Here is a 19,006-nt window from a genome sequence, read left to right on the forward strand (position 1 = left end):
TCGTGCACATCACAACTTCCCCAGCGCCCAGAGCAGCACCGATTTCTGGGCGTGGAGACGGTTCTCCGCCTCGTCCCAGATCACCGAGCGCGGCCCGTCGATCACCGCATCGACCACTTCCTCGCCGCGATGCGCGGGGAGGCAGTGGAGGAACAGCGCATCGCGCTTCGCATTCGCCATCAACTCGCTCGTGACCTGATAGGGCATCATCGCTGCGAGCTTTGCCTCGGCGTGTGCCTGCCCCATCGAGATCCAGGTGTCGGTGACGACGACATCGGCGTCCTTCACCGCTTCCACCGCATCGCGCGTGATGCGAATGTCCGCACCGCGCGCGCGCGCTGCCTCGACATAGTGATCGTTGGGGTCATAGCCCTCGGGACAGCCGATGTTCACGTTGAAATGCATCAGTCCTGCCGCCTCGACGATCGAATGGAGGACGTTGTTGCCATCACCCAGCCACGCCCATTTCGATCCCGGCAGCGCCTTGCCATGTTCGATCACCGTCAGGAGATCGGCCATGATCTGGCAGGGATGCGACGCGTCGGTCAGCCCGTTGATGACGGGCACGCTGGCGTAGTCCGCCATTTCGCGGATCTTCGCATGATCGTCGGTGCGGATCATGATCGCATCGGCATAGCGCGAGAGCACGCGCGCGGTATCGGCTACGGTCTCGCCGCGCCCGAGTTGCATGCTCCCCGCATCCATCACGATCGAGGTGCCGCCAAGCTGGCGGATCGCCACGTCGAACGAGACGCGCGTGCGCGTCGAGTTTTTCTCGAAGATCATCGCCAGCGTGTGCCCCGCGAGCGGCGCGTCGGCATCAACCGCCCCCTTGGGACGCCCCTTGCGCGCGGCCTTGCGTTCGAGCGCATCGTTCAGCATCGCGGCGATCGCATCGCCGCCCGCATCGGTCAGGTCGAGGAAATGGCGCGTCATTGGCTCAGCCCTTCACAAACCGTTTGGGCTGAGCCTGTCGAAGCCCTTTCCTTTCCTTTGGCCCGGAAAGAAGAAAGAGAACCCTTCGACAAGCTCAGGGCGAGCGGAGTTTGAAGCGTCAGGGTCATTCGACCGAAGCGCCATAGGTCCGCGCACCCTCGCTCAGCCGCTCGATGCACTCGGCAATATGCTCTTCCCCGATCACCAGCGGCGGCAGCACGCGGAACACATTCTCGCCCGCAGCAACGGTCAGCAACCCATGATTGTCGCGCAGATGCGCCACGAAGTCGCGCGACACCGCCGGCTCCTTCATCTTGATGCCGAGCATCAGCCCCTTGCCGCGAATCTCCTCGAACAGATGATCATGGTTGGGGATCAACTGCTCGAACGCCTGGCGCAGCCGATCGCCCATCTTGACGACATGCTCAAGGAAGCCCGGCTCGAGCATCACGTCGAGGATCGCCTGTCCCGCCGCCATGCCCAGCGGATTGCCGCCATAGGTCGAGCCGTGGGTGCCGATCACCATGCCCTTGGCCGCTTCCTCGGTCGCCAGGCACGCGCCGAGCGGGAAGCCGCCGCCGATACCCTTGGCCGCGGTCAGGATGTCGGGCGTGATGCCATAATGCTCATAGGCCCACATCTTACCCGTGCGGCCGTATCCGCACTGAATCTCGTCGAGAATGAGGAGCAGGCCGTGCTCGTCGCACGCCTTGCGCAGGCCCCGGATGAACTCGGGCGTGCCCGCGGTCATCCCGCCCTCGCCCTGCACCGTCTCGACCAGGAAGCCAGCGGTCTCGTCGTCGATCGCGGCGAGCGCGCCCTCGAGGTCGTTGAACTTCACATAGTCGAAGCCAGGCAACAGCGGCTCGAAGCCGTCGCGCATCTTGGGCTGGTCGGTGGCGCTGATCGCCCCGATCGAACGGCCGTGAAAGGCGTTCTTGAAGGTGATCAGCTTGTGCCGCTTGGGGTTGCCGCCCACATAGTGATAGCGGCGCGCGGTCTTGATCGCGCACTCGATCGCCTCGACGCCCGAATTGGTGAAGAAGACGGTATCGGCGAAGCTGTTGTCGACGATGCGCTGCGCCAGCGCCTCGCCCTGCGGGCTGCCGTAGAGGTTGGAGACATGCATCAGCGTCGCCGCCTGCTGCTGGATCGCCTTGGTCAGGTGCGGGTGGCCATGGCCAAGCGCGTTCACGGCGATGCCCGCTGCAAAGTCCAGATATTGCTCGCCGCGTTCGCCGTAGAGATAGCAGCCCTCGCCTCGGACCGGACGCACGCCACACCGCGGGTAGACGGGCATGAGGGGCGTGATGGTCATCGCAAGGACTCCTTCTTCTGCGGGTTTAGAAACGCAAAAAGGCGACCCCCAAGGTCGCCTGACGGATTGCCCTATACAGGGAGGGGGCTTTTCGGGTCAATTGCTGGCGTCGCTTGCCTGTGCCCCGGCGAAAGCCGGGGTCCAGCGTGACAGACCGCGTTGCGCGTGACTTCTGGACCCCGGCTTTCGCCGGGGTACTTCAAGCCGCCACCGCCGGACGTCCATCGGCGCGCGGATCGATCACCAGCCTTGCCTGCACGACCTCGCCCGCGGTGCGCCGCCACATGCCCGGCGCGACCCCCGTCACGCGCTTGAACGCCTTGGAAAAGGCGGACTCCGATTCATAGCCGACGGCATAGGCGATCTCGGCGGTAGACTGCTCGCCCTTGCGCAGCAGGTTGCCCGCGCGGAACATCCGCCAGTGCGTCAGATATTCGAGCGGCGCTGTACCCACCGACTCCTTGAAATAGGCGGCGAACGCCGAGCGCGACATGCCCGCCACTGCGGCCAGTGAATCGACCGTCCAGTCCTTTGCGAGTTCGGCATGAATTTCGCGGAAGACGGGGCCGAGCCGACGGTCGCACAGCGCGCCCAGCCAGCCTCCCGCGGCGCTTCCCGCTTTCACGGCGTGCGCGCGGATCGCCTGGATGAACAGGATATCGGCCAGCCGGCTGATCATGATCGACGAACCCAGACCAGCCTGCTGCGTCTCGAGCGCGAGCAATTGCAGCGTGGCCTGAAGGATCTGCGAACGCTGCGCGTCCATGCGCGTCTGAATGAGCGGGGGCATCAGCTCGACCAGCGGCCGCGCACCGATCGCGTCGTAGAGGAACCAGCCCGTGACGACGGTTGCCGCCGCCCCGCCGCCGCCCATGCGGACGACATGGTTCTCGTCATAGTCCTTGAGCGCGTGATAGCAGTTCCACACGTCTGACGACGGGTGATCGCGGAGTGAATAGCGCGTGCCGCGCAGGATGACGTAGCAATCGCCCGCGCTGAGCGGGATCGGATCGGGCCTGCCCTCGACCTCCAGCCAGCACTGCCCTTCGACGACAAGGCCGAAGCGCGCGGCCTTGCCCGCCACGAAATTGACGCCCCACGGCGAAGTCGCCTCGATCCGCGCATGGATCGCGCGGTGGACGCGCATCGCGGAGAAGATGTCATCAATCGGATCCATGCGGGGGCCTTTCTGGACGATCGAACATGATTATTGGCGGTATAACGCTGTATCGTCCACGTCTCCAGTTTTAAATAGAAACTCGTTCTTCCCCAGGAACTGGAGTTTTCAATGAAACTGGTAGCATCGCTTATCCTGCTTGCCGCGCCAGCCGCGGCGATGGCAGCCTCGGCGCCCGGCACGGCGACGATCAACCATGGCACCCAACTTCCCGACAAGGTGATCGTGGGCCAGAATTTCTGGACCTGCGCCGGCAGCGCGTGCAGCGGCCCCGGCGATGACCGCCGCGTAGCGGTCGAACGCGCCTGCCGCGATCTTGCCAAGCGCATCGGCGCGGTCGAAGCAATCACCGTCGGCAGCACCGTGCTCGACGAAACGCAGCTCGCCGACTGCAACAAGGCCGCGCGCACCAAATCCTGAGTTTGCGAAGAGGCTCTCCTCGCGCCCGGGCTCCCAAGCGGTCCGGGCGCTTTTTTTATGCCTTCCCCTGCCGACATTGTGGCAAGCCGATGAAAATGCTGCCCTAACACAGCCTCATTGTTGATCGATCGAAATGAACGGCCAGCCATGGAGCGCTGCATGTCGTGGGCATATATGTTGCTAGTTCAGGCGCCGGCAACGGCCGTGGGGCCGGTTACTGTGCAGGATTTCGACCTCCGGGACATGGTGCAGCAGGACACCGATACGCGCTTGAGCAGCCGTCCCGATGATTGCGGCACCCGAGACGAGGCGAAGATCGTCGTGTGCGCCCAACGCAGCCCGAAGGACGGACAGCGGCTTCCATCGCTTCCGTCGGGGTTCGACGAGAAACCCCTCGTTGCGGAGACCGGACTGTTGGGCGACGTAACGGGGAAGGTTTCGGTAGAGTCCGTTGAGTTTCCCGGCGGCGTGAAGAGCAACCGCGTCCTGTTCACGATCAAGACGCCATTCTGAGCCGGCCTTAGTTCCGGATCTTCCAGCCCTTGCGCAGCAGCACGTAACAGACGCTTCCGAGCGCCACGTTAAGCGCGAGCAACAGCAGCGCGCCGAACAGGATCGGCGAGTCCGCCTCGCTCAGGAATCCGTAGCGGAAGCCCGAGATGATGTAGAAGAACGGGTTGGCGTGGCTGATCGTCTGGAAGAACGGCGCGAGCTTGTCGACCGAATAGAAGGTGCCCGAGAGCAGCGAGAGCGGCGCGACGACGAAATTGGAGACCGCTGCGGCGTGATCGAACTTCTCCGCCCAGATCGAGGTCAGCACGCCGAGAAAGCTCAGGAACAGCGATCCCATCAGCCCGAACCAGATGATCGCCCAGGGGTGTTTGGGCGTGACGTGAACGCCCGGCCACAGCGCCATCGCCAGCCAGACCGCGCAACCGACAAGAATCGCGCGCGTCACCGCGCCGCCCGCGAGCGCGGCGAGCAGCTCCGCGGTCGAGAGTGGCGGCATCAGATAGTCGACGATCGTGCCCTGGATCTTGCCGACGAGCAGCGAAAAGCTCGAATTGGCGAACGCGTTCTGCATCATTCCCATGACGATCAGGCCGGGCGCAATGAAGTCCGCAAAGGGCACGCCGAGCACCGTTCGGCCGCTGCCGCCCAGCGCCACCGTAAAAATCACAAGGAAAAGCAGGGTGGTTATCGACGGCGCCCAGATTGTCTGGAGCTGCACCTTGAAGAAACGGCGGACCTCCTTGATATAGAGGGCACGAAGCCCGCCCCAGTTGACATTGCGGATCACCGGCACGCCCGGTTCGCTGCGGATCGCTGATTCAGGCTGGCTGTTCATCATCCGATCGCCTATCGGCTGTCGGCTTGGGCCGCAAGCAATGAGTTTGCGTCACGAGATTGAAGTCAAGGGAGCATAAATGGCCTGGACCGACGAACGCATCGATCAGCTCAAAACGATGTGGGAAAAAGGCATGACCGCAAGCCAGATCGCCGATGAACTCGGCGGTGTCAGCCGCAACGCCGTGATCGGCAAGGCGCATCGCCTTGGCCTGCAGTCGCGCCCCTCCCCCGTGAAGGATAAGGAGGGCAAGGCCCCCGCGCCCAAAAAGGCGGCGCCCCCGCCCAGGCGCGCCGAACCCGCACCCGCGCCGGTGCAGCACACGCCCAAGCCCGCCGCGCCCGCACCGCAGGCCGCGCCCAAACCTGCCCCCGCCCCGGCGGGAACCGCCCCGCTCGCGCCGCGCGATCCCTCGGAGCCCGTGCTGCGCTCGATCGGCCCCGGCGGCTTCCTGCGCCAGGGTCCGGGCGACCAGCAGGCGCCAATCCCGCCCGCACCGCCGCGCCGTCTGGTTCCCGCAAAGCCGAGCGCCGATATCGCAGGAAAGACGACGCTGCTCGATCTCAATGACCGCATCTGCAAATGGCCGCTGGGCCATCCCGGCGAGCCCGATTTCCATTTCTGTGGCGACCCGGTGAACCCGGGCTTCCCCTATTGCGTCGCGCATTGCGGCCATGCCTATCAGGCGCAACTGCCGCGCCGCGATCGCCGTCCGCCGCCGCCGATGCCCTTTGGCGGACCGCGCGTTCGCTGAGACGCGAACCTGAACCATAACCGCTCATCCTGAGGAGGAACTGAGCTTGGCGAAGTTCCGTCTCGAAGGACCGCATCAAACAGGTCCTTCGAGACGCCGTTTCGACAGGCTCAACGGCTCCTCAGGACGAGCGGCATCATGGTCAGCATTCTATCCTGCATGCGTCAAATCTGAAATCACAGGGGGCGCACGCGTTCCGGTTGGCTGAGCGAGGAGCGCCGCATCACGGCGCTTGCCACCGCGACTCCCCCGCCCCTATAGCTGTGCCATGTCCGACGACCTGTTCGCTTCCGCACCCCAGACTTCCGGCACTTACGACGCTTCTGCCATCGAGGTTCTCGAAGGCCTCGAACCCGTGCGCCGCCGGCCGGGCATGTATATCGGCGGCACCGACGAGCGCGCCTTCCATCACCTTGCCGCCGAGGTGCTCGACAATGCGATGGACGAGGCGGTTGCGGGCCATGCCAGCCGGATCGAGGTGACGCTTGAGCCGGGCAACCGGCTGACGATCACCGACAATGGCCGCGGCATTCCCGTCGACCCGCACCCTAAATTTCCGACCAAGTCCGCGCTCGAGGTCATCATGACCACGCTGCACTCGGGCGGAAAGTTCGCAGGGAAAGCCTATGCCACCTCGGGCGGTCTGCACGGCGTGGGCGTGAGCGTGGTCAACGCGCTGTCGTCCGAGACCATGGTCGAGGTCGCGCGCAACAAGGAAGTGTTCCGCCAGACCTTCTCGCGCGGCGCTGCGATGACCGGGCTCGAGCGGCTCGGCCCGACGCAGAACCGGCGCGGCACCACGGTCAGCTTCATTCCTGACACCGAGATCTTCGGCGAGATGCACTTCAAGCCGCAGCGGCTCTACAAGCTCGCGCGCTCAAAGGCCTATCTGTTCGCGGGCGTCGAGATACGCTGGAGATGCGCGCCCGAACTCATTTCGGACGACACGCCCGTGGAAGCCGTCTTCCAGTTCCCCGGCGGACTTGCCGATCATCTGAAAGAACAGGTCGGCACGCGCGAATGTGCCACGTCAGAATTCTTCGTCGGGCGCCAGGAATTTCCCGACGGGCAGGGCTCGGTCGAGTGGGCGGTCGGCTGGCCGCTCTGGTCCGAGGGCAGCTACAGCTATTACTGCAATACCATCCCGACCCCCGATGGCGGCACGCACGAGGCGGGGCTTCGCACCGCGCTGGTCAAGGGAATCCGCGCCTTTGGTGATCTCGTCGGCCAGAAAAAGGCCAAGGACATCGCGGCCGAGGACATCATGACCGGATCGGAGCTGATGCTCTCGGTCTTCATCCGCGATCCGCAGTTTCAGAGCCAGACCAAGGATCGGCTGACCAGTCCCGAGGCCGCGCGCCTCGTCGAGAATGCGGTCAAGGACCATTTCGACCATTTCCTTGCCGACCATATGGACCGCGGCAAGGCGCTGCTCGGTTTCGTGCTCGACCGGATGGACGAGCGCCTGCGCCGCAAGGCCGAGCGTGAAGTCAAGCGCAAGACCGCGACTTCGGGCCGCAAGCTGCGCCTGCCCGGCAAACTCACCGATTGCTCGGCCGACGATCCCGCGGGCACCGAGATCTTCATCGTCGAGGGCGACAGCGCTGGCGGCAGCGCCAAGCAGGCGCGCGACCGCAAGACGCAGGCGATCCTGCCGATCCGCGGCAAGATCCTGAACGTCGCTTCGGCCAACAGCGCCAAGATCCTCGCCAATCAGGAGATCGCCGACCTGATCCAGGCAATCGGCTGCGGCACGCGCGACAAGTGCATCCCGGATAATCTGCGCTACGAACGCGTCGTGATCATGACCGACGCCGACGTCGATGGCGCACATATCGCGACCTTGCTGATGACCTTCTTCTTCCAGGAAATGCCCGAGCTCGTGCGGCGCGGGCACCTCTATCTGGCGCAGCCCCCGCTCTACCGCCTCGTTTCGGGCAGCAAGAGCGCCTATGCGCGCGACGATGCGCACCGCGCCGAGCTGGAAAAGACCGAGTTCAAGGGCAAGAAGGTCGAGGTCGGGCGCTTCAAGGGGCTGGGAGAGATGAACCCCGGGCAGCTCCGCGAGACGACGATGGACCCGAAGACGCGCAGCATGATCCGCATCGTGCTGCCGCAGGAATATGAAGAGCGCATGGTGGTACGCGATCTGGTCGACCGGCTGATGGGCAAGAACCCCGAGCACCGTTTCCAGTTCATCCAGGAAAATGCGGCGCGCGTGGACGGGGAGGTGATTGACGCATGACAAAGGGCATTGTCCTCCTTGGCGCGTTCGCGCTGCTCGCCGCCTGCGGCAAATCCGAGAAGGCTGACGAGACCGCGCCTGACATGGCGACACCCGCCGCCGTGATTGCGAGTGCGCGTCCCGCCGAGTTCCAGCCCTGCACCGTTTGCCACACCGACAAGAAAGGCGATCCCCACAGATTGGGGCCCAATCTGTTCGGCATAATGGGAACGAAAGCGGGAACGCATGCAGCCGGCTTCGCCTATTCGCCCGGGATGAAGGAAGCGGGGTTCAACTGGGATCGCGCCAAGCTCGACGCCTATCTCGAAATGCCGGCCAAGGTCGTGCCGGGCACAAAGATGGTCTATCCGGGCCAGAAGGATCCCGCCAAGCGCAAGGTGATCATCGACTATCTCGAAACGCTGCGCTGAGCGTTAGTCCCAGATCGTCACCCTGAACTTGTTTCAGGGTCCATGAACACCGCCGGCGCAGGATTTGCCGCGACCGTGTTTATGGATGCTGACCTTCGTCAGCATGACGTTTTGGTTCAGCGGCCTCGTCGGCGAGCAGATCGAGCTTCTGGAACACCATCCGGTGCGTGATCGCGGCGAGAAGCAGCGTCACCGCCAGCACGATTACGATCAGCGCGATCCATTTGAGCGCAGGCGTATCGGGCATGCGCTTGCCCGCAATTGCAAGCGCGGCACCGGCGACGGCGAGCACGAAGCCCAGCCGCCGCGCGCGGCCGACGATCGCGTGGAGCTTGCGATCACCCTGCGCGCTCATCGCCATTCTTCCGCAAGCAGGCCGAAGATCAGGCTGTCGCGAACGCCGATATGCGTTTCCCATTCGGCGCGCAAATGGCCCTCCTGGCGAAAGCCCAGCCGCTTGAGCAACTCCACCGAGGGCAGGTTATCGGGATCTACATCGGCGAAGATGCGACGCAGCTTCATCGCGTTGAAACCATGGTCGATGATCGCGGCGACCGCTTCGCGCGCATAGCCACGTCCCCAATGACTGCGACGCAGCAGATAGCCGAGTTCCTTCACGCCCTCGCGCCGCGCGCCGAGCGCAACATAGCCGAGCGCCTCGCCGCCATCTTCGGTGATCGCCCAAACCTTGCGATCCGACCACAATATCGTTCCGTTCAGATAGGTGCGCGTTTGCGTTTCATCGACATGCGGCCCGCTCGACCACCACTGCATCAGTTCCGCATCGCGGAACGCCAGGTACATCGCCCCGGCGTCGTCCTCGACCAGCGGCCTGAGGACGAGCCTTTCGGTCTGCAATGTCGGCAGCATCAGCGCGTCAGCGATTCGACCAGCGCCTTGACCTTTTTCTGCCGCCATTGCGGCAGCGGCGCGATCAGCCAATAGGCGAGCGGTGACGGGCGCGTATCTTCCAGCACTTTGACCCGGCCCGCGGCAATGTCGGATTCGGCGAGCAGGTGCGGGACACAGGTGCGGCCGAAACCGCTGGCGGCGGCATCGATCGCGAGCCCCGCGTCGGCGACGCTGAGCGAGACGCTGTCTTCGTCCGCAGGACAGCCCGGCCAGGAAATACGTGTGTCCGCAGCGCCGTCGGGTGCGACGATGGTGACGAAGGCGCCATCGGCAAGCTTGACCCCCTCATTCTCGCCCGGTCCTTCGGCAAGCCGGATGGCAAGATCGAGATTGGCTTCGGTGAAATCCAGATCGCCTTCGCTGGAAATCAACGCGAAGCGCAGTTCCGCGTCGGTCCGGCCATAATCCGCCAGCCGCCTCGCCAGCCATTTGGCGGTGAAGTCGCGCGGCGCAGCGATTGTCAGCGACTTGGACGATTGCCCCGCCTGCATCGCGCGTACCGATTCCTCGAACTGAAGGAAGCCCGCGCGCAGCGCGTCGAGCCCTGCCTCGCCCTCCGGGGTCAGCTCCAGCCCCTTCGCAGTGCGCCGGAACAGCACGACACCCAGCGTGTCCTCGAGCGCGCGAATCTGCTGACCGACAGCCGCGGGCGTCACCGCGAGCTCGTCGGCCGCACGCGTAAAGCTCAGATGCCGGGCAGCGGCGTCGAGCACGCGCAGGCCGTTCAGGGGAAGATGCGTACGCTTCATGCCAGCCCTTTAACGTCATTCCCGCGAAAGCGGGAATCCAGGAACACAGTTTTTCCGGACAACGCCGAGTTCATGGATTCCCGCTTTCGCGGGAATGACGATCCCTCTGCGAACTCATTGCGCGTTCACCGGTGCGATAAGTGAAAAGCGCGGGATCTTCACGTCGAACGCCGAGCCATCCTCGCCGACCATGTGATAGCTGCCCTGCATCTGCCCCGTGGGCGTGGAGAGAGGACAGCCCGAGACATAATCGTAGGACTCACCCGGCGCGATCATCGGCTGCTCGCCGACCACGCCTTCGCCCTCGACCGAATGGCGCGCACCGCGCCCGTCGGTGATCACCCAATGGCGATTGATGAGCTGCACCGCCATGGGCCCGTCATTCTCGATGCGGATATGATAGGCCCAGAACCAGCGGCCGCGATCGGGTTCGGACTGTTCAGCCAGATAGCTGACCGAGACGCGCACGTTGATTGCGCGCGTCGTCTCGGCATAGGAAAACAGTCCTTTCATGGCAGTGCCCTAGAGACCCGCCGCACGAAGCGCCTGATCGAAGTCCTCGAGCAGATCCTGCGGATCTTCAAGGCCGACATTCAGGCGCAGCATTCCCTCGGTGACGCCCATATCAAGTCGCACCTCTTCCGAGAGGCCGGCATGGGTGGTGGAAGCAGGGTGCGTCATCAGCGAGCGGCTGTCTCCGATATTGTTCGATATGTCGACGAGCTCCAGCGCGTCGAGCAGAGCATGCGCCTGCTTGCGCCCGCCGTCGAGATAGATCGAGAAGATCGGGCCGGCTGCCTCCATCTGGGACATCGCGAGATTGTGCTGGGGATGGCTCTCGAGTCCCGGATGCAGGACGCGCGGAACGCGTTGCTCAAGATAGCGCGCCACCTTCAGCGCATTCTCGCTCTGACGGCGGATACGCAGATCAAGCGTCTCCAGCCCCTTGAGCACCACCCAGGCGTTGAATGCGCTCAGCGTCGGCCCGGTGTTGCGCGTGAAGGGCAGCAATGTGTTGTTGATGAAATCCTCGCTGCCGCACACCGCGCCCGCCAGCACACGCCCCTGCCCGTCCATCATCTTGGTCGCCGAATAGGCGACGACATCGGCGCCGAAATCCATCGGACGCTGAAGCGCGGGGGTGGCGAAGGCGTTGTCGACTACGCTGGTGATCCCCGCGTCCTTCGCGATGCCGCAGACACCCTTCAGATCGACGATATCCATCGTTGGGTTTGCAGGTGTCTCGAAGAAGAAGACTTTGGTGTTGGGCCGGATCGCGTCCTTCCACGCATCGGTGGCGCGCGCGTCGATGATCGTCGTGGTGATCCCGAAACGCGGCATCAGCGTGTCGGTAAGCCAGCGGCACGATCCGAACGCCGCGCGGCCCGCGACGACGTGGTCGCCTTGCGAAAGCTGGCAGAGCAACGCCGCGGTCATCGCTGCCATGCCCGACGCCTGACAGCGCGCCGCCTCCGCGCCTTCAAGCAACGCAATCCGCTGCTCGAGCATCTCGACCGTGGGGTTCTGCAGGCGGCTATAGGTCATGCCCTGCTGTTCGCCCGCGAAGCGCGCCGCGGCGTCGCCAGCGCAGTCATAGGCATAGCCCGAAGTCAGGAAGATCGCTTCCGAGGTCTCGCCATATTCGGAGCGCGCGGTGCCGCCACGGATCGCCTGTGTCGCGGGACGCCAGTTCTGGGTGATCGAGCGATCCTGGCCGGTTTTTTTCTTCATGTCTGGGTTCTTTTCGGTTTCGTATAGCTTCAGGTCAATGGCGTGCCGCCGCCCATGATGGTGGCGACGTGCCGCATGTCGATATTGCCGCCGGACAGGATCACGCCGACGGACTTCCCGCGCATTCGATCGGCCTCCTGAATGAGCGCGGCGAGCGCAATCGCACCCGCACCTTCGGCAAGGTTGTGCGTGTCCTGCCAATAGGCCCGCGTCGCCTCCGCAATCGCGTCGTCCGAGACGGCGACGATCCGGTCGGCGCCTTTTGAATAGATATCGAACGCTGCCTGCACGGGCACGCGCACCGCGACGCCATCGGCGAAACTGCGCGCGCCATTGGTTTCGATCGGTTCGCCCGCATCGAAGGAAAGCTTGGCTGCCTGTGCCCCGGTTGAAACGACGCCCACGACCTTGGTGTCGAGCCCCAGCGCGTTGCGCGCCGCGATCGTGCCGCAGATGCCCGACCCACAGCCGATCGGCACATAGACCGTGTCGAGCGGCGGCGCGGCGCGGAAGAGTTCGAGCGCATAGCTCGCGACGCCCAGCGCAAGCGCGTCGTGAAAGGGCGGCACCATGAACAGCTTGCCGTCGGCGGCGCGACGCTGCGCTTCCTCGCGCGCCTCGTCGAAATCCTCGCCATGCTCGATCAGCTCGGCACCGAATGCGCGCATCGCGGCATTCTTCTCGATCGAATTGCCGCGGGGCACGAGGATCGTCGCGGTCAGGCCGGCGCGCCTGGCGGCGAAGGCCTGTGCCTGTCCGTGATTGCCGCGCGTGGCGGTGATGATGCCTGTCACTTCGGGATGCGTGCGCCGCAACCAGTCCATGAAGGTGATCGCACCGCGCGCCTTAAAGGCGCCGGTGGGCGTGTGGTTCTCGTGCTTCACCCAGACATCGCAACCGGTGCGCTGGCCAAGCAGCGGCCACGCATATTGCGGGGTCGGCGGCATCACCGCATGGACGAGCGCGGCGGCGTCTTCGAGCGCCTGAAGCGAATAGGGCATCTGGGTTCCTACAAGGCTGCGATCACGGCGTCGCCCATCGCTACGGTGCCCATCGCGCCGCCGAGATCGGCGCTGCGCGCGCCGTTCGCCAGAGCTTTGGCCACCGCCGCCTCGATGCGATCGGCATCGTCGGGCTTGCCCAGCGAATAGCGCAGCATCATCGCCGCCGACAGGACCGTTGCGAGCGGATTGGCCTTGTCCTGCCCGGCGATGTCGGGCGCGCTGCCGTGGATCGGCTCGAACAGGCCCTTGTTGGCGCTGTTGAGCGTGGCCGAGGGCAGCATGCCGATCGAACCCGCGCACATCGAGGCCTGATCGGACAGGATGTCGCCGAACAGATTGCCCGTCACGATAACGTCGAACTGGCCGGGGTTGCGCACGAGCTGCATCGCGGCATTGTCGACATACATGTGGCTGAGTTCGATATCGGGATAGTCGGCCGAGACCTCGATCACGACGTCGCGCCAGAGTTGCGAGGTTTCGAGCACATTCGCCTTGTCGACCGAACAGAGTTTGCCGCGACGCGCGCGCGCGGTCTCGAAGCCGACGCGCGCGATGCGTGCGACCTCGGCCTCGTTGTACGACATCACGTCATAGCCCTCGCGCAGGCCATCGGCGGTCTTGCGATGGCCCTTTTCGCCAAAATAGACGTCGCCATTGGTCTCGCGGACGATGACGAGGTCGATTGCGGTCGCCACTTCAGGGCGCAGCGCCGAGGCATCAGCAAGCTCGGGAAACAGCTTGGCAGGGCGGAGATTGGCAAAGAGTTCAAGTTCCTTGCGCAGCCCGAGGATCGCCTGTTCGGGGCGCAGATGGCGATCGAGCGCATCGCAATTGGGATCGCCCACGGCGCCGAACAGGATCGCATCGGCGCGCTTCGCGAGGTCGAGCGTTTCGGGCGGCAGCGGATGCCCCTTCGCCTTGTACGCGGCACCGCCCACGGGCGCCTGCTCGAATGTGAGCCCCGACACGCCCGCCGCCTCGAGCACGCGCATGGTCGCCGCGATAATTTCAGGACCGATTCCGTCTCCGGGCAGCAAGGCAACGAGCATTGGGTTTCATCCCTCGAACTGTAAATACCGTTCGGGCTGAGCCTGTCGAAGCCCTGTCCTTGGCTAAAACCACGCCGACGAAGGAAGGACTGCCCTTCGACAAACTCAGGGCAAACGGGGGGTTGTTGACGTGGGTGCACATGCCCGGCTCTCACGCCTCACGCAACCGCCCTTTTCAGCCTTTCGACGAGGCGCTCGCGTGCAGCCGCCACATCGGCGCGACGATCGATCAGGACATCGCGCGACAGAAAATGCCCCGTGAGCCTGAGCCCGTCGAAGATATCCGCCCAGTCGGCCTCGCCACCCTCGCTCAGGAAGCGCGGGAACCGGAGCAGCTTGTCGGCATAGTCCTGCCCTGCAACCGCGCTCACCGCGCGTCCGCTTTTGGGGCTCACCCAGATGAGTTCATCGGTCGCGTCGGTGACCGCGCAGCGTTCGAGATCGAGCCCGAAACCCATCTCGGCGAGCAGCAAAAGTTCGTAGCGCACCAGCGCCACCGCCCAGCCGCGCGCCGCGGGCGCGGCCTCGATCGCGCCGAGCACGCCATCGAGCGCAGCATGAAGATGCGGATAGGGCTGCGCCTCGGGCAAGGTTGCCGCGGTGAGCGCGGTCGCCCAGTCGAGCGCTGCGGCGGCAAGCGGTTCGCCCATCAGCGGCGCGCGGCTGTGGACGAGTTCGACGGTCAACCCGGCGAGCTGCTCCTCGGTGCGCGCACGGAACTCGGCCATCACGACGTTTGCCGGAATCAGCACCGGCCGCAGCCGCCGCGAGTGCCCGCCACGCACATAGCCCGAGAGCAGCCCATGCTCCCCGGTCATCGCGCGCACGATCGCGCCATGCTCGCCATGTGCGCGTACCGAACAGATGGTGGCCTCGGCCTCGATGTGCATGCCCACTCCCGTCATTCCAGCGCAAGCTGGAATCTCACTGGCTGTACACCGGATTCGAAAAGAAGGGAGATGCCAGCCTTCGCTGGCATGACGGTTAACGTTTAAGCTTGCGCGCAAAATTCGAAGGAACGACGCGCTTCGCCAGCGTCACGGCGTTATCGAATGCCTTGAGTCCCGCTACGAGCGCACGATTGGCGAGGCCGGGCCGCAACAGCAGAACATCGACGCAGTCGACCGCACCCGTCGCGAACTGGCGCTTGTGCTGGCCGTCACCCTCGGTGAAATCGAAGCGACGGAAGCGCGCTTCGGCGAAGACCGTCTTCATCGCCTCGACCTGCAGCACCACGCCCGGCGAGTATTCCGCCCAATCCGGATCATAGCCAAGAAAGGCGTAGATCAGCGTATCGCCTTCGGCCGGCGTGTAGAGATAGGCGATCGGCGCACCGTCCGCGAAGAGCAGCCATGCGCGCGCGCGGTCGGCAGCAGCAAGGCGAAGCATCTCCGCCGGATCGGCGGGAAGACCCGCGCCGAGCAGGCGGTCCTGATAGGTCTTGCGCGACAGCGGCAGCGCAAGCGCGTGGAACACCGCGATCTCGTCGGCGCTCCGATAGCTGCGCACCGCGATCGTCGCCGCCCCGTCGAGCTTTTTCGCCTTGCGCTTGAGCGCCGAGCGCGCGTTGGACGACATCGCCGCGAAATAGGCGTCAAAACCTCCCGCAAGGTCGGCATAACGCCGGCTATAGCGCTGGCGCACCATCATCGCCGATCCCGGCAGCGCGACAGCGGTGGCGGCAAGATGGCGTTCAGGAAGCGAGGTCACCAGATAGCCGTCGCCGTCCAGCGGCGGAAGGCGCAGCGCTTCCGCGCGCAGCACATCGTCGAGATTGTAGCCCACGCGCACCAGTCGGCGACGCACCGCAAACAGCGTGCGTGCCCCTATCGTGAAGCGCAGCGGCAGCGGCGATGCGATCGTCACAGCCGACGTTCGTAGACGATGTTGGAAAGGAGCTGCTCACCCATCCGCGCCGCGGTGCGGAGCAGCTTCGGCGGGGCCGGCAATGCGTCCGCATGGACGTCCAGCCCGTCGAGTTCGGTGAAGAAGGCGGTGGGCGCGCGATCCGCGCGTGCGGCGAGCACTTCGCAGATCCGGTCGAAGCGGCGACGAACCAGGTGATTCTCGCGCAGTCCGTCGCGCGTCGCGAGCTCGAAGCTGTGGCTGACCAGCGTCAATATGGCATGCCCGCTGACAATGGCGTGATCGATCGCCGCTGTCACTTCGGCGAGCGAGAGCGCACAGATCTGGCAATGGCGCAACCTTCCGACCCGATCCTCGATCAGCGTAACAGGCAATTCCACCACGCCGCGATATGTGACGGGCGCGATCTGCCGCCGCGTCAGGCTGATGGCGCTGGGCCACGGATTTTCCGAGCCGTTATGACTGCTGTCATAGCGAAAGCCCAGCTCCGCGAGCGTTTTCAGCGTCGTGTCATTGGCCGAATAGCTCCCGGCGCGAAAGGCGATCGGCGTGGGCGCGCCCGCCTTGACCAGCAGCTCGCGGGCCTCGGCGATCAGCACGCGCTGCGCTTCCTCCTCATAATCGATCAGCTCGAACTTCGCGTGCGCAGCGCCGCGATCGCCCACCTCCGCCCCCGCCCAATTCGGATGCAGGTGAAGCTGGATTTCCTGCCCCGCCTCGAGGATCGGCGCGACGATGCGCTTGACCACATCGAGCCCGAACACCGTCGCCGGCATCGGATCGACGAAGAAACAGGCCTTGAGGCCGTGCTCACGCAACCGCTGAAGCTGATAGCCGAGCCCAACCCCCGCGGGTTCGATCGAGCGCGCATAAATGTCTTCCACCGGCAGGCCGGCGGCGTGGTGCCGCCACGCAAGCTCGGTATCAACCGTCAGGAGGACGCGCGTCTGCATGATGCGGCTCTAGGCGATCATATTGAAGGATTTGATAATTGCCGCCCACAGATGCCGTCATGCTGAACTTGGTTCAGCATCCATGAACACGGACGGTGCAGAATCTTGTCCTTCAATGTTCATGGACCCTGAAACAAGTTCAGGGTGACGATGGAGCGCGCTTATCCGCCGTGAAAATAGTCGTAAATGCTCTGCGCCATCGCCCGGGACACGCCGGGAGCCCGTTGCAGATCCTCGAGCGCAGCGTTCTTCACCGCGCGCGCGGTGCCGAAATGCATCAGCAACGCCTTTTTTCGCGCAGGGCCGATGCCCGGGACCTCGTCGAGGCTGCTGACCCCGATCGCCTTGGCGCGTTTCTGCCGATGCGCGCCGATCGCGAAGCGGTGCGCCTCGTCGCGCAGCCGCTGGAGGTGGAACATCACCGGCGCGTTGACGGGCAAGGTGAATTCGCGCCCGTCGGGAAAATGGAAAGTCTCGCGGCCCGCATTGCGATCGGGACCTTTGGACACGCCGACAAACGGCACGTCCTCGATCCCCAGTTCGTCGAGCACCGCCTTCACCGCGCTCACTTGCCCCTTGCCGCCGTCGATCAGCATCAGGTCGGGCCATTCCTTGCCCTCACGATCGGGATCCTCGCGCTGCGCGCGACCGAAGCGGCGTTCCATCACCTCGCGCATCATCGCGAAATCGTCGCCGGGCACGGTCTCGGCGCGCCTGATGTTGAACTTGCGATAGGCGCCCTTGCGGAAACCCTCCGGCCCCGCCACGACCATCGCGCCCACTGCGTTGGTGCCCTGGATATGGCTGTTGTCGTAGATCTCGATCCGGTCGGGCGGCCCTTCGAGCTCGAACAGCTCGGCCATTTCGCGGAAGATCTTCGCCTGTGTCGTGCTCTCGGCCTGATGCCGTTCAAGCGCTTCCTGCGCATTGCGGCTTGCCTGTTTGACGAGACGAACGCGATCGCCGCGCTGCGGGACCGACAATGTCACCTTGCTCCCGGCGCGCCCGGTGAGCGCTTCGGCGAGCAGATCGGCCTCGGACAATGCGCGATCGACGAGAATCGTCTTGGGTGGCGGCACTTCCTCATAGAACTGCATCAGGAAGCTCGCGAGCACCTCCTCCTCGGGCACATCATTGGTATGCGCAGGGAAGAAGCTGCGATGCCCCCAATTCTGCCCGCCGCGAATGAAGAAAGCCTGGATGCACATCACCCCCGACTTGCACGCAAGCGCAAAAATGTCCGCATCGCCAATGCCTTCGGCGTTCACCGCCTGGCTCCCCTGGATGAAGGTCAGCGCCTTCAGCCGGTCGCGATAGACCGCCGCCATCTCGAAATCGAGATTCTCGCTCGCCTTCTCCATAGCTTTGCCAAGCTTGGCCTGGACGCGCGTCGACTTGCCCGTGAGGAAGTCCTTGGCGTCGCCGACAAGCTCAGCATAGGCGGCCTCGTCGATCCGTCCCACGCACGGCGCCGAGCAGCGCTTGATCTGGTAGAGCAGGCAGGGCCGGTCGCGATTGTTGAAGAAGCTGTCCGTGCATGATCGCAGCAGGAACAGTTTCTGCAACGCGTTGAGCGTCCGCCCCACCTCCCCTGCGCTCGCGAAGGGGCCAAAATACTCGCCCTTGAACTTGCGCGCGCCGCGATGCTTCTGGATACGCGGAAAGGCGTGATCGAGGCGGAGCAGGATGAAGGGGAAGCTCTTGTCGTCGCGCAGCAGCACATTGTATGCGGGCCGGTAACGCTTGATGAGCTGCGCCTCGAGCAGCAGCGCCTCGGCCTCGTTGTTGGTGGTCACGATCGTCATCGACCGCGTCTGCGTTATCATCCGCTGCAACCGCTTCGGCAGACGATTGACCTGCGTATAGTTGGTCACGCGGTTCTTCAGCGAGCGCGCCTTGCCGACATAGAGCACGTCGCCGCGCGCATCGTGCATCCGATAGACGCCGGGGCGGATCGGCAGCGTCTTGAGCACGTTACGGATGGCCGCCACGCCTGCCTCGAGATCGGGCCGGTCGGCGCCCTTCAGCGCATAGGTGGCTTTTTCCTCGTTGAAACGATCGGGCGCGGACGGCGTGGACATATGCTGCAATTAGGGCGCAAATACCGCGCGAACAATGGCCGGAGGGGGACGAC

Annotated in this window: 20 protein-coding genes; 5 read left to right on the forward strand and 15 right to left on the reverse strand. The window is 64.5% G+C overall.

Annotated features, from left to right (window positions below):
• Positions 1-9: 9 nt before the first annotated feature.
• The 3 genes from argF to D3876_RS15990 all read right to left on the reverse strand — a co-directional run bounded on the left by argF (position 10) and on the right by D3876_RS15990 (position 3,431).
• Positions 10-936 (reverse strand): ornithine carbamoyltransferase, encoded by a 927-nt coding sequence (gene argF / locus D3876_RS15980; protein WP_119764189.1) that lies wholly within the window; start codon positions 934-936, stop codon positions 10-12.
• A 124-nt stretch (positions 937-1,060) separates the two neighbouring features.
• Entirely contained in the window at positions 1,061-2,254 is a 1,194-nt protein-coding gene (locus D3876_RS15985; protein ID WP_119764191.1) for an aspartate aminotransferase family protein, read from the reverse strand.
• Positions 2,255-2,453: 199 nt separating this feature from the next.
• Positions 2,454-3,431, reverse strand: a complete 978-nt coding sequence (locus tag D3876_RS15990) for an AraC family transcriptional regulator (protein ID WP_119764193.1) — start codon at positions 3,429-3,431, stop codon at positions 2,454-2,456.
• Positions 3,432-3,542: 111 nt separating this feature from the next.
• Between D3876_RS15990 and D3876_RS15995 the strand changes: the two genes are divergently transcribed.
• Entirely contained in the window at positions 3,543-3,851 is a 309-nt protein-coding gene (locus D3876_RS15995) for a DUF8200 family protein (RefSeq protein ID WP_119764195.1), read from the forward strand.
• 159 nt (positions 3,852-4,010) lie between these two features.
• The gene (locus D3876_RS16000) at positions 4,011-4,364 is read left to right on the forward strand and encodes a hypothetical protein (protein ID WP_147417672.1); all 354 of its coding nucleotides are present in this window, start codon (positions 4,011-4,013) and stop codon (positions 4,362-4,364) included.
• A 7-nt stretch (positions 4,365-4,371) separates the two neighbouring features.
• Here D3876_RS16000 and D3876_RS16005 read toward each other — a convergent pair whose 3' ends face one another.
• A complete protein-coding gene (locus tag D3876_RS16005) occupies positions 4,372-5,199 on the reverse strand; it encodes an ABC transporter permease (protein ID WP_119765551.1) in 828 nt (275 codons plus the stop codon).
• 79 nt (positions 5,200-5,278) lie between these two features.
• Between D3876_RS16005 and D3876_RS16010 the strand changes: the two genes are divergently transcribed.
• The 3 genes from D3876_RS16010 (at position 5,279) to D3876_RS16020 (ending at position 8,608) form a co-directional block, all read left to right on the forward strand.
• A complete protein-coding gene (locus D3876_RS16010; RefSeq protein WP_119764199.1) occupies positions 5,279-5,953 on the forward strand; it encodes a GcrA family cell cycle regulator in 675 nt (224 codons plus the stop codon).
• A 268-nt stretch (positions 5,954-6,221) separates the two neighbouring features.
• A complete protein-coding gene (gene parE, locus D3876_RS16015; RefSeq protein ID WP_119764201.1) occupies positions 6,222-8,198 on the forward strand; it encodes a DNA topoisomerase IV subunit B in 1,977 nt (658 codons plus the stop codon).
• Positions 8,195-8,608, forward strand: coding sequence for a c-type cytochrome (locus D3876_RS16020; RefSeq protein WP_119764203.1), 414 nt, complete (start codon positions 8,195-8,197; stop codon positions 8,606-8,608). Before parE ends, D3876_RS16020 begins: the two co-directional genes overlap by 4 nt.
• 79 nt (positions 8,609-8,687) lie before the next feature.
• Here the strand turns inward: D3876_RS16020 and D3876_RS16025 are convergent, their stop codons facing one another.
• From D3876_RS16025 to uvrC, 11 genes are all read right to left on the reverse strand, one after another.
• A complete protein-coding gene (locus D3876_RS16025) occupies positions 8,688-8,963 on the reverse strand; it encodes a hypothetical protein (protein ID WP_147417673.1) in 276 nt (91 codons plus the stop codon).
• A complete protein-coding gene (locus D3876_RS16030; RefSeq protein ID WP_119764207.1) occupies positions 8,960-9,478 on the reverse strand; it encodes a GNAT family N-acetyltransferase in 519 nt (172 codons plus the stop codon). Before D3876_RS16030 ends, D3876_RS16025 begins: the two co-directional genes overlap by 4 nt.
• Positions 9,478-10,269, reverse strand: a complete 792-nt coding sequence (locus tag D3876_RS16035) for a LysR family transcriptional regulator (RefSeq protein WP_119764209.1) — start codon at positions 10,267-10,269, stop codon at positions 9,478-9,480. Before D3876_RS16035 ends, D3876_RS16030 begins: the two co-directional genes overlap by 1 nt.
• Before the next feature lie 114 nt (positions 10,270-10,383).
• Entirely contained in the window at positions 10,384-10,782 is a 399-nt protein-coding gene (apaG, locus tag D3876_RS16040) for a Co2+/Mg2+ efflux protein ApaG (protein ID WP_119764211.1), read from the reverse strand.
• A gap of 9 nt (positions 10,783-10,791) precedes the next feature.
• Positions 10,792-12,000 carry a trans-sulfuration enzyme family protein gene (locus D3876_RS16045; protein WP_119764213.1) on the reverse strand — a complete coding sequence of 403 codons (1,209 nt, stop codon included), beginning with the start codon at positions 11,998-12,000 and terminating at the stop codon, positions 10,792-10,794.
• A gap of 29 nt (positions 12,001-12,029) precedes the next feature.
• Positions 12,030-13,001 carry a threonine dehydratase gene (locus D3876_RS16050; protein WP_119764215.1) on the reverse strand — a complete coding sequence of 324 codons (972 nt, stop codon included), beginning with the start codon at positions 12,999-13,001 and terminating at the stop codon, positions 12,030-12,032.
• An 8-nt stretch (positions 13,002-13,009) separates the two neighbouring features.
• A complete protein-coding gene (gene leuB / locus D3876_RS16055; protein ID WP_119764217.1) occupies positions 13,010-14,053 on the reverse strand; it encodes a 3-isopropylmalate dehydrogenase in 1,044 nt (347 codons plus the stop codon).
• Between the two features lie 158 nt (positions 14,054-14,211).
• Positions 14,212-14,943: a DNA repair protein RecO gene (gene recO, locus D3876_RS16060; RefSeq protein ID WP_119764219.1), complete on the reverse strand. Its 732-nt coding sequence runs from the start codon at positions 14,941-14,943 to the stop codon at positions 14,212-14,214.
• A gap of 94 nt (positions 14,944-15,037) precedes the next feature.
• The gene (locus D3876_RS16065) at positions 15,038-15,919 is read right to left on the reverse strand and encodes a GNAT family N-acetyltransferase (protein WP_119764222.1); all 882 of its coding nucleotides are present in this window, start codon (positions 15,917-15,919) and stop codon (positions 15,038-15,040) included.
• Positions 15,916-16,872, reverse strand: coding sequence for a polysaccharide deacetylase family protein (locus D3876_RS16070; protein ID WP_119764224.1), 957 nt, complete (start codon positions 16,870-16,872; stop codon positions 15,916-15,918). Before D3876_RS16070 ends, D3876_RS16065 begins: the two co-directional genes overlap by 4 nt.
• Before the next feature lie 161 nt (positions 16,873-17,033).
• Entirely contained in the window at positions 17,034-18,953 is a 1,920-nt protein-coding gene (gene uvrC / locus D3876_RS16075) for an excinuclease ABC subunit UvrC (protein ID WP_119764226.1), read from the reverse strand.
• Positions 18,954-19,006 lie beyond the last annotated feature (53 nt).

This window comes from Sphingomonas cavernae (assembly GCF_003590775.1).
GTDB classification, from domain to species: Bacteria; Pseudomonadota; Alphaproteobacteria; order Sphingomonadales; family Sphingomonadaceae; genus Sphingobium_A; species Sphingobium_A cavernae.

Bases quoted from the DNA above. Each gene is read 5' to 3' on its own strand.
- D3876_RS15985 (WP_119764191.1), bottom strand. From the start codon at position 2,254: ATGACCATCACGCCCCTCATGCCCGTCTACCCGCGGTGTGGCGTGCGT.
- D3876_RS16050 (WP_119764215.1), bottom strand. From the start codon at position 13,001: ATGCCCTATTCGCTTCAGGCGCTCGAAGACGCCGCCGCGCTCGTCCAT.
- argF (WP_119764189.1), bottom strand. From the start codon at position 936: ATGACGCGCCATTTCCTCGACCTGACCGATGCGGGCGGCGATGCGATC.
- parE (WP_119764201.1), top strand. From the start codon at position 6,222: ATGTCCGACGACCTGTTCGCTTCCGCACCCCAGACTTCCGGCACTTAC.
- D3876_RS16045 (WP_119764213.1), bottom strand. From the start codon at position 12,000: ATGAAGAAAAAAACCGGCCAGGATCGCTCGATCACCCAGAACTGGCGT.
- recO (WP_119764219.1), bottom strand. From the start codon at position 14,943: ATGCACATCGAGGCCGAGGCCACCATCTGTTCGGTACGCGCACATGGC.
- D3876_RS16020 (WP_119764203.1), top strand. From the start codon at position 8,195: ATGACAAAGGGCATTGTCCTCCTTGGCGCGTTCGCGCTGCTCGCCGCC.
- D3876_RS16000 (WP_147417672.1), top strand. From the start codon at position 4,011: ATGTCGTGGGCATATATGTTGCTAGTTCAGGCGCCGGCAACGGCCGTG.
- D3876_RS16010 (WP_119764199.1), top strand. From the start codon at position 5,279: ATGGCCTGGACCGACGAACGCATCGATCAGCTCAAAACGATGTGGGAA.
- D3876_RS16025 (WP_147417673.1), bottom strand. From the start codon at position 8,963: ATGAGCGCGCAGGGTGATCGCAAGCTCCACGCGATCGTCGGCCGCGCG.
- leuB (WP_119764217.1), bottom strand. From the start codon at position 14,053: ATGCTCGTTGCCTTGCTGCCCGGAGACGGAATCGGTCCTGAAATTATC.
- D3876_RS16070 (WP_119764224.1), bottom strand. From the start codon at position 16,872: ATGCAGACGCGCGTCCTCCTGACGGTTGATACCGAGCTTGCGTGGCGG.
- apaG (WP_119764211.1), bottom strand. From the start codon at position 10,782: ATGAAAGGACTGTTTTCCTATGCCGAGACGACGCGCGCAATCAACGTG.
- D3876_RS16030 (WP_119764207.1), bottom strand. From the start codon at position 9,478: ATGCTGCCGACATTGCAGACCGAAAGGCTCGTCCTCAGGCCGCTGGTC.
- D3876_RS16005 (WP_119765551.1), bottom strand. From the start codon at position 5,199: ATGAACAGCCAGCCTGAATCAGCGATCCGCAGCGAACCGGGCGTGCCG.
- uvrC (WP_119764226.1), bottom strand. From the start codon at position 18,953: ATGTCCACGCCGTCCGCGCCCGATCGTTTCAACGAGGAAAAAGCCACC.
- D3876_RS15990 (WP_119764193.1), bottom strand. From the start codon at position 3,431: ATGGATCCGATTGATGACATCTTCTCCGCGATGCGCGTCCACCGCGCG.
- D3876_RS16035 (WP_119764209.1), bottom strand. From the start codon at position 10,269: ATGAAGCGTACGCATCTTCCCCTGAACGGCCTGCGCGTGCTCGACGCC.
- D3876_RS15995 (WP_119764195.1), top strand. From the start codon at position 3,543: ATGAAACTGGTAGCATCGCTTATCCTGCTTGCCGCGCCAGCCGCGGCG.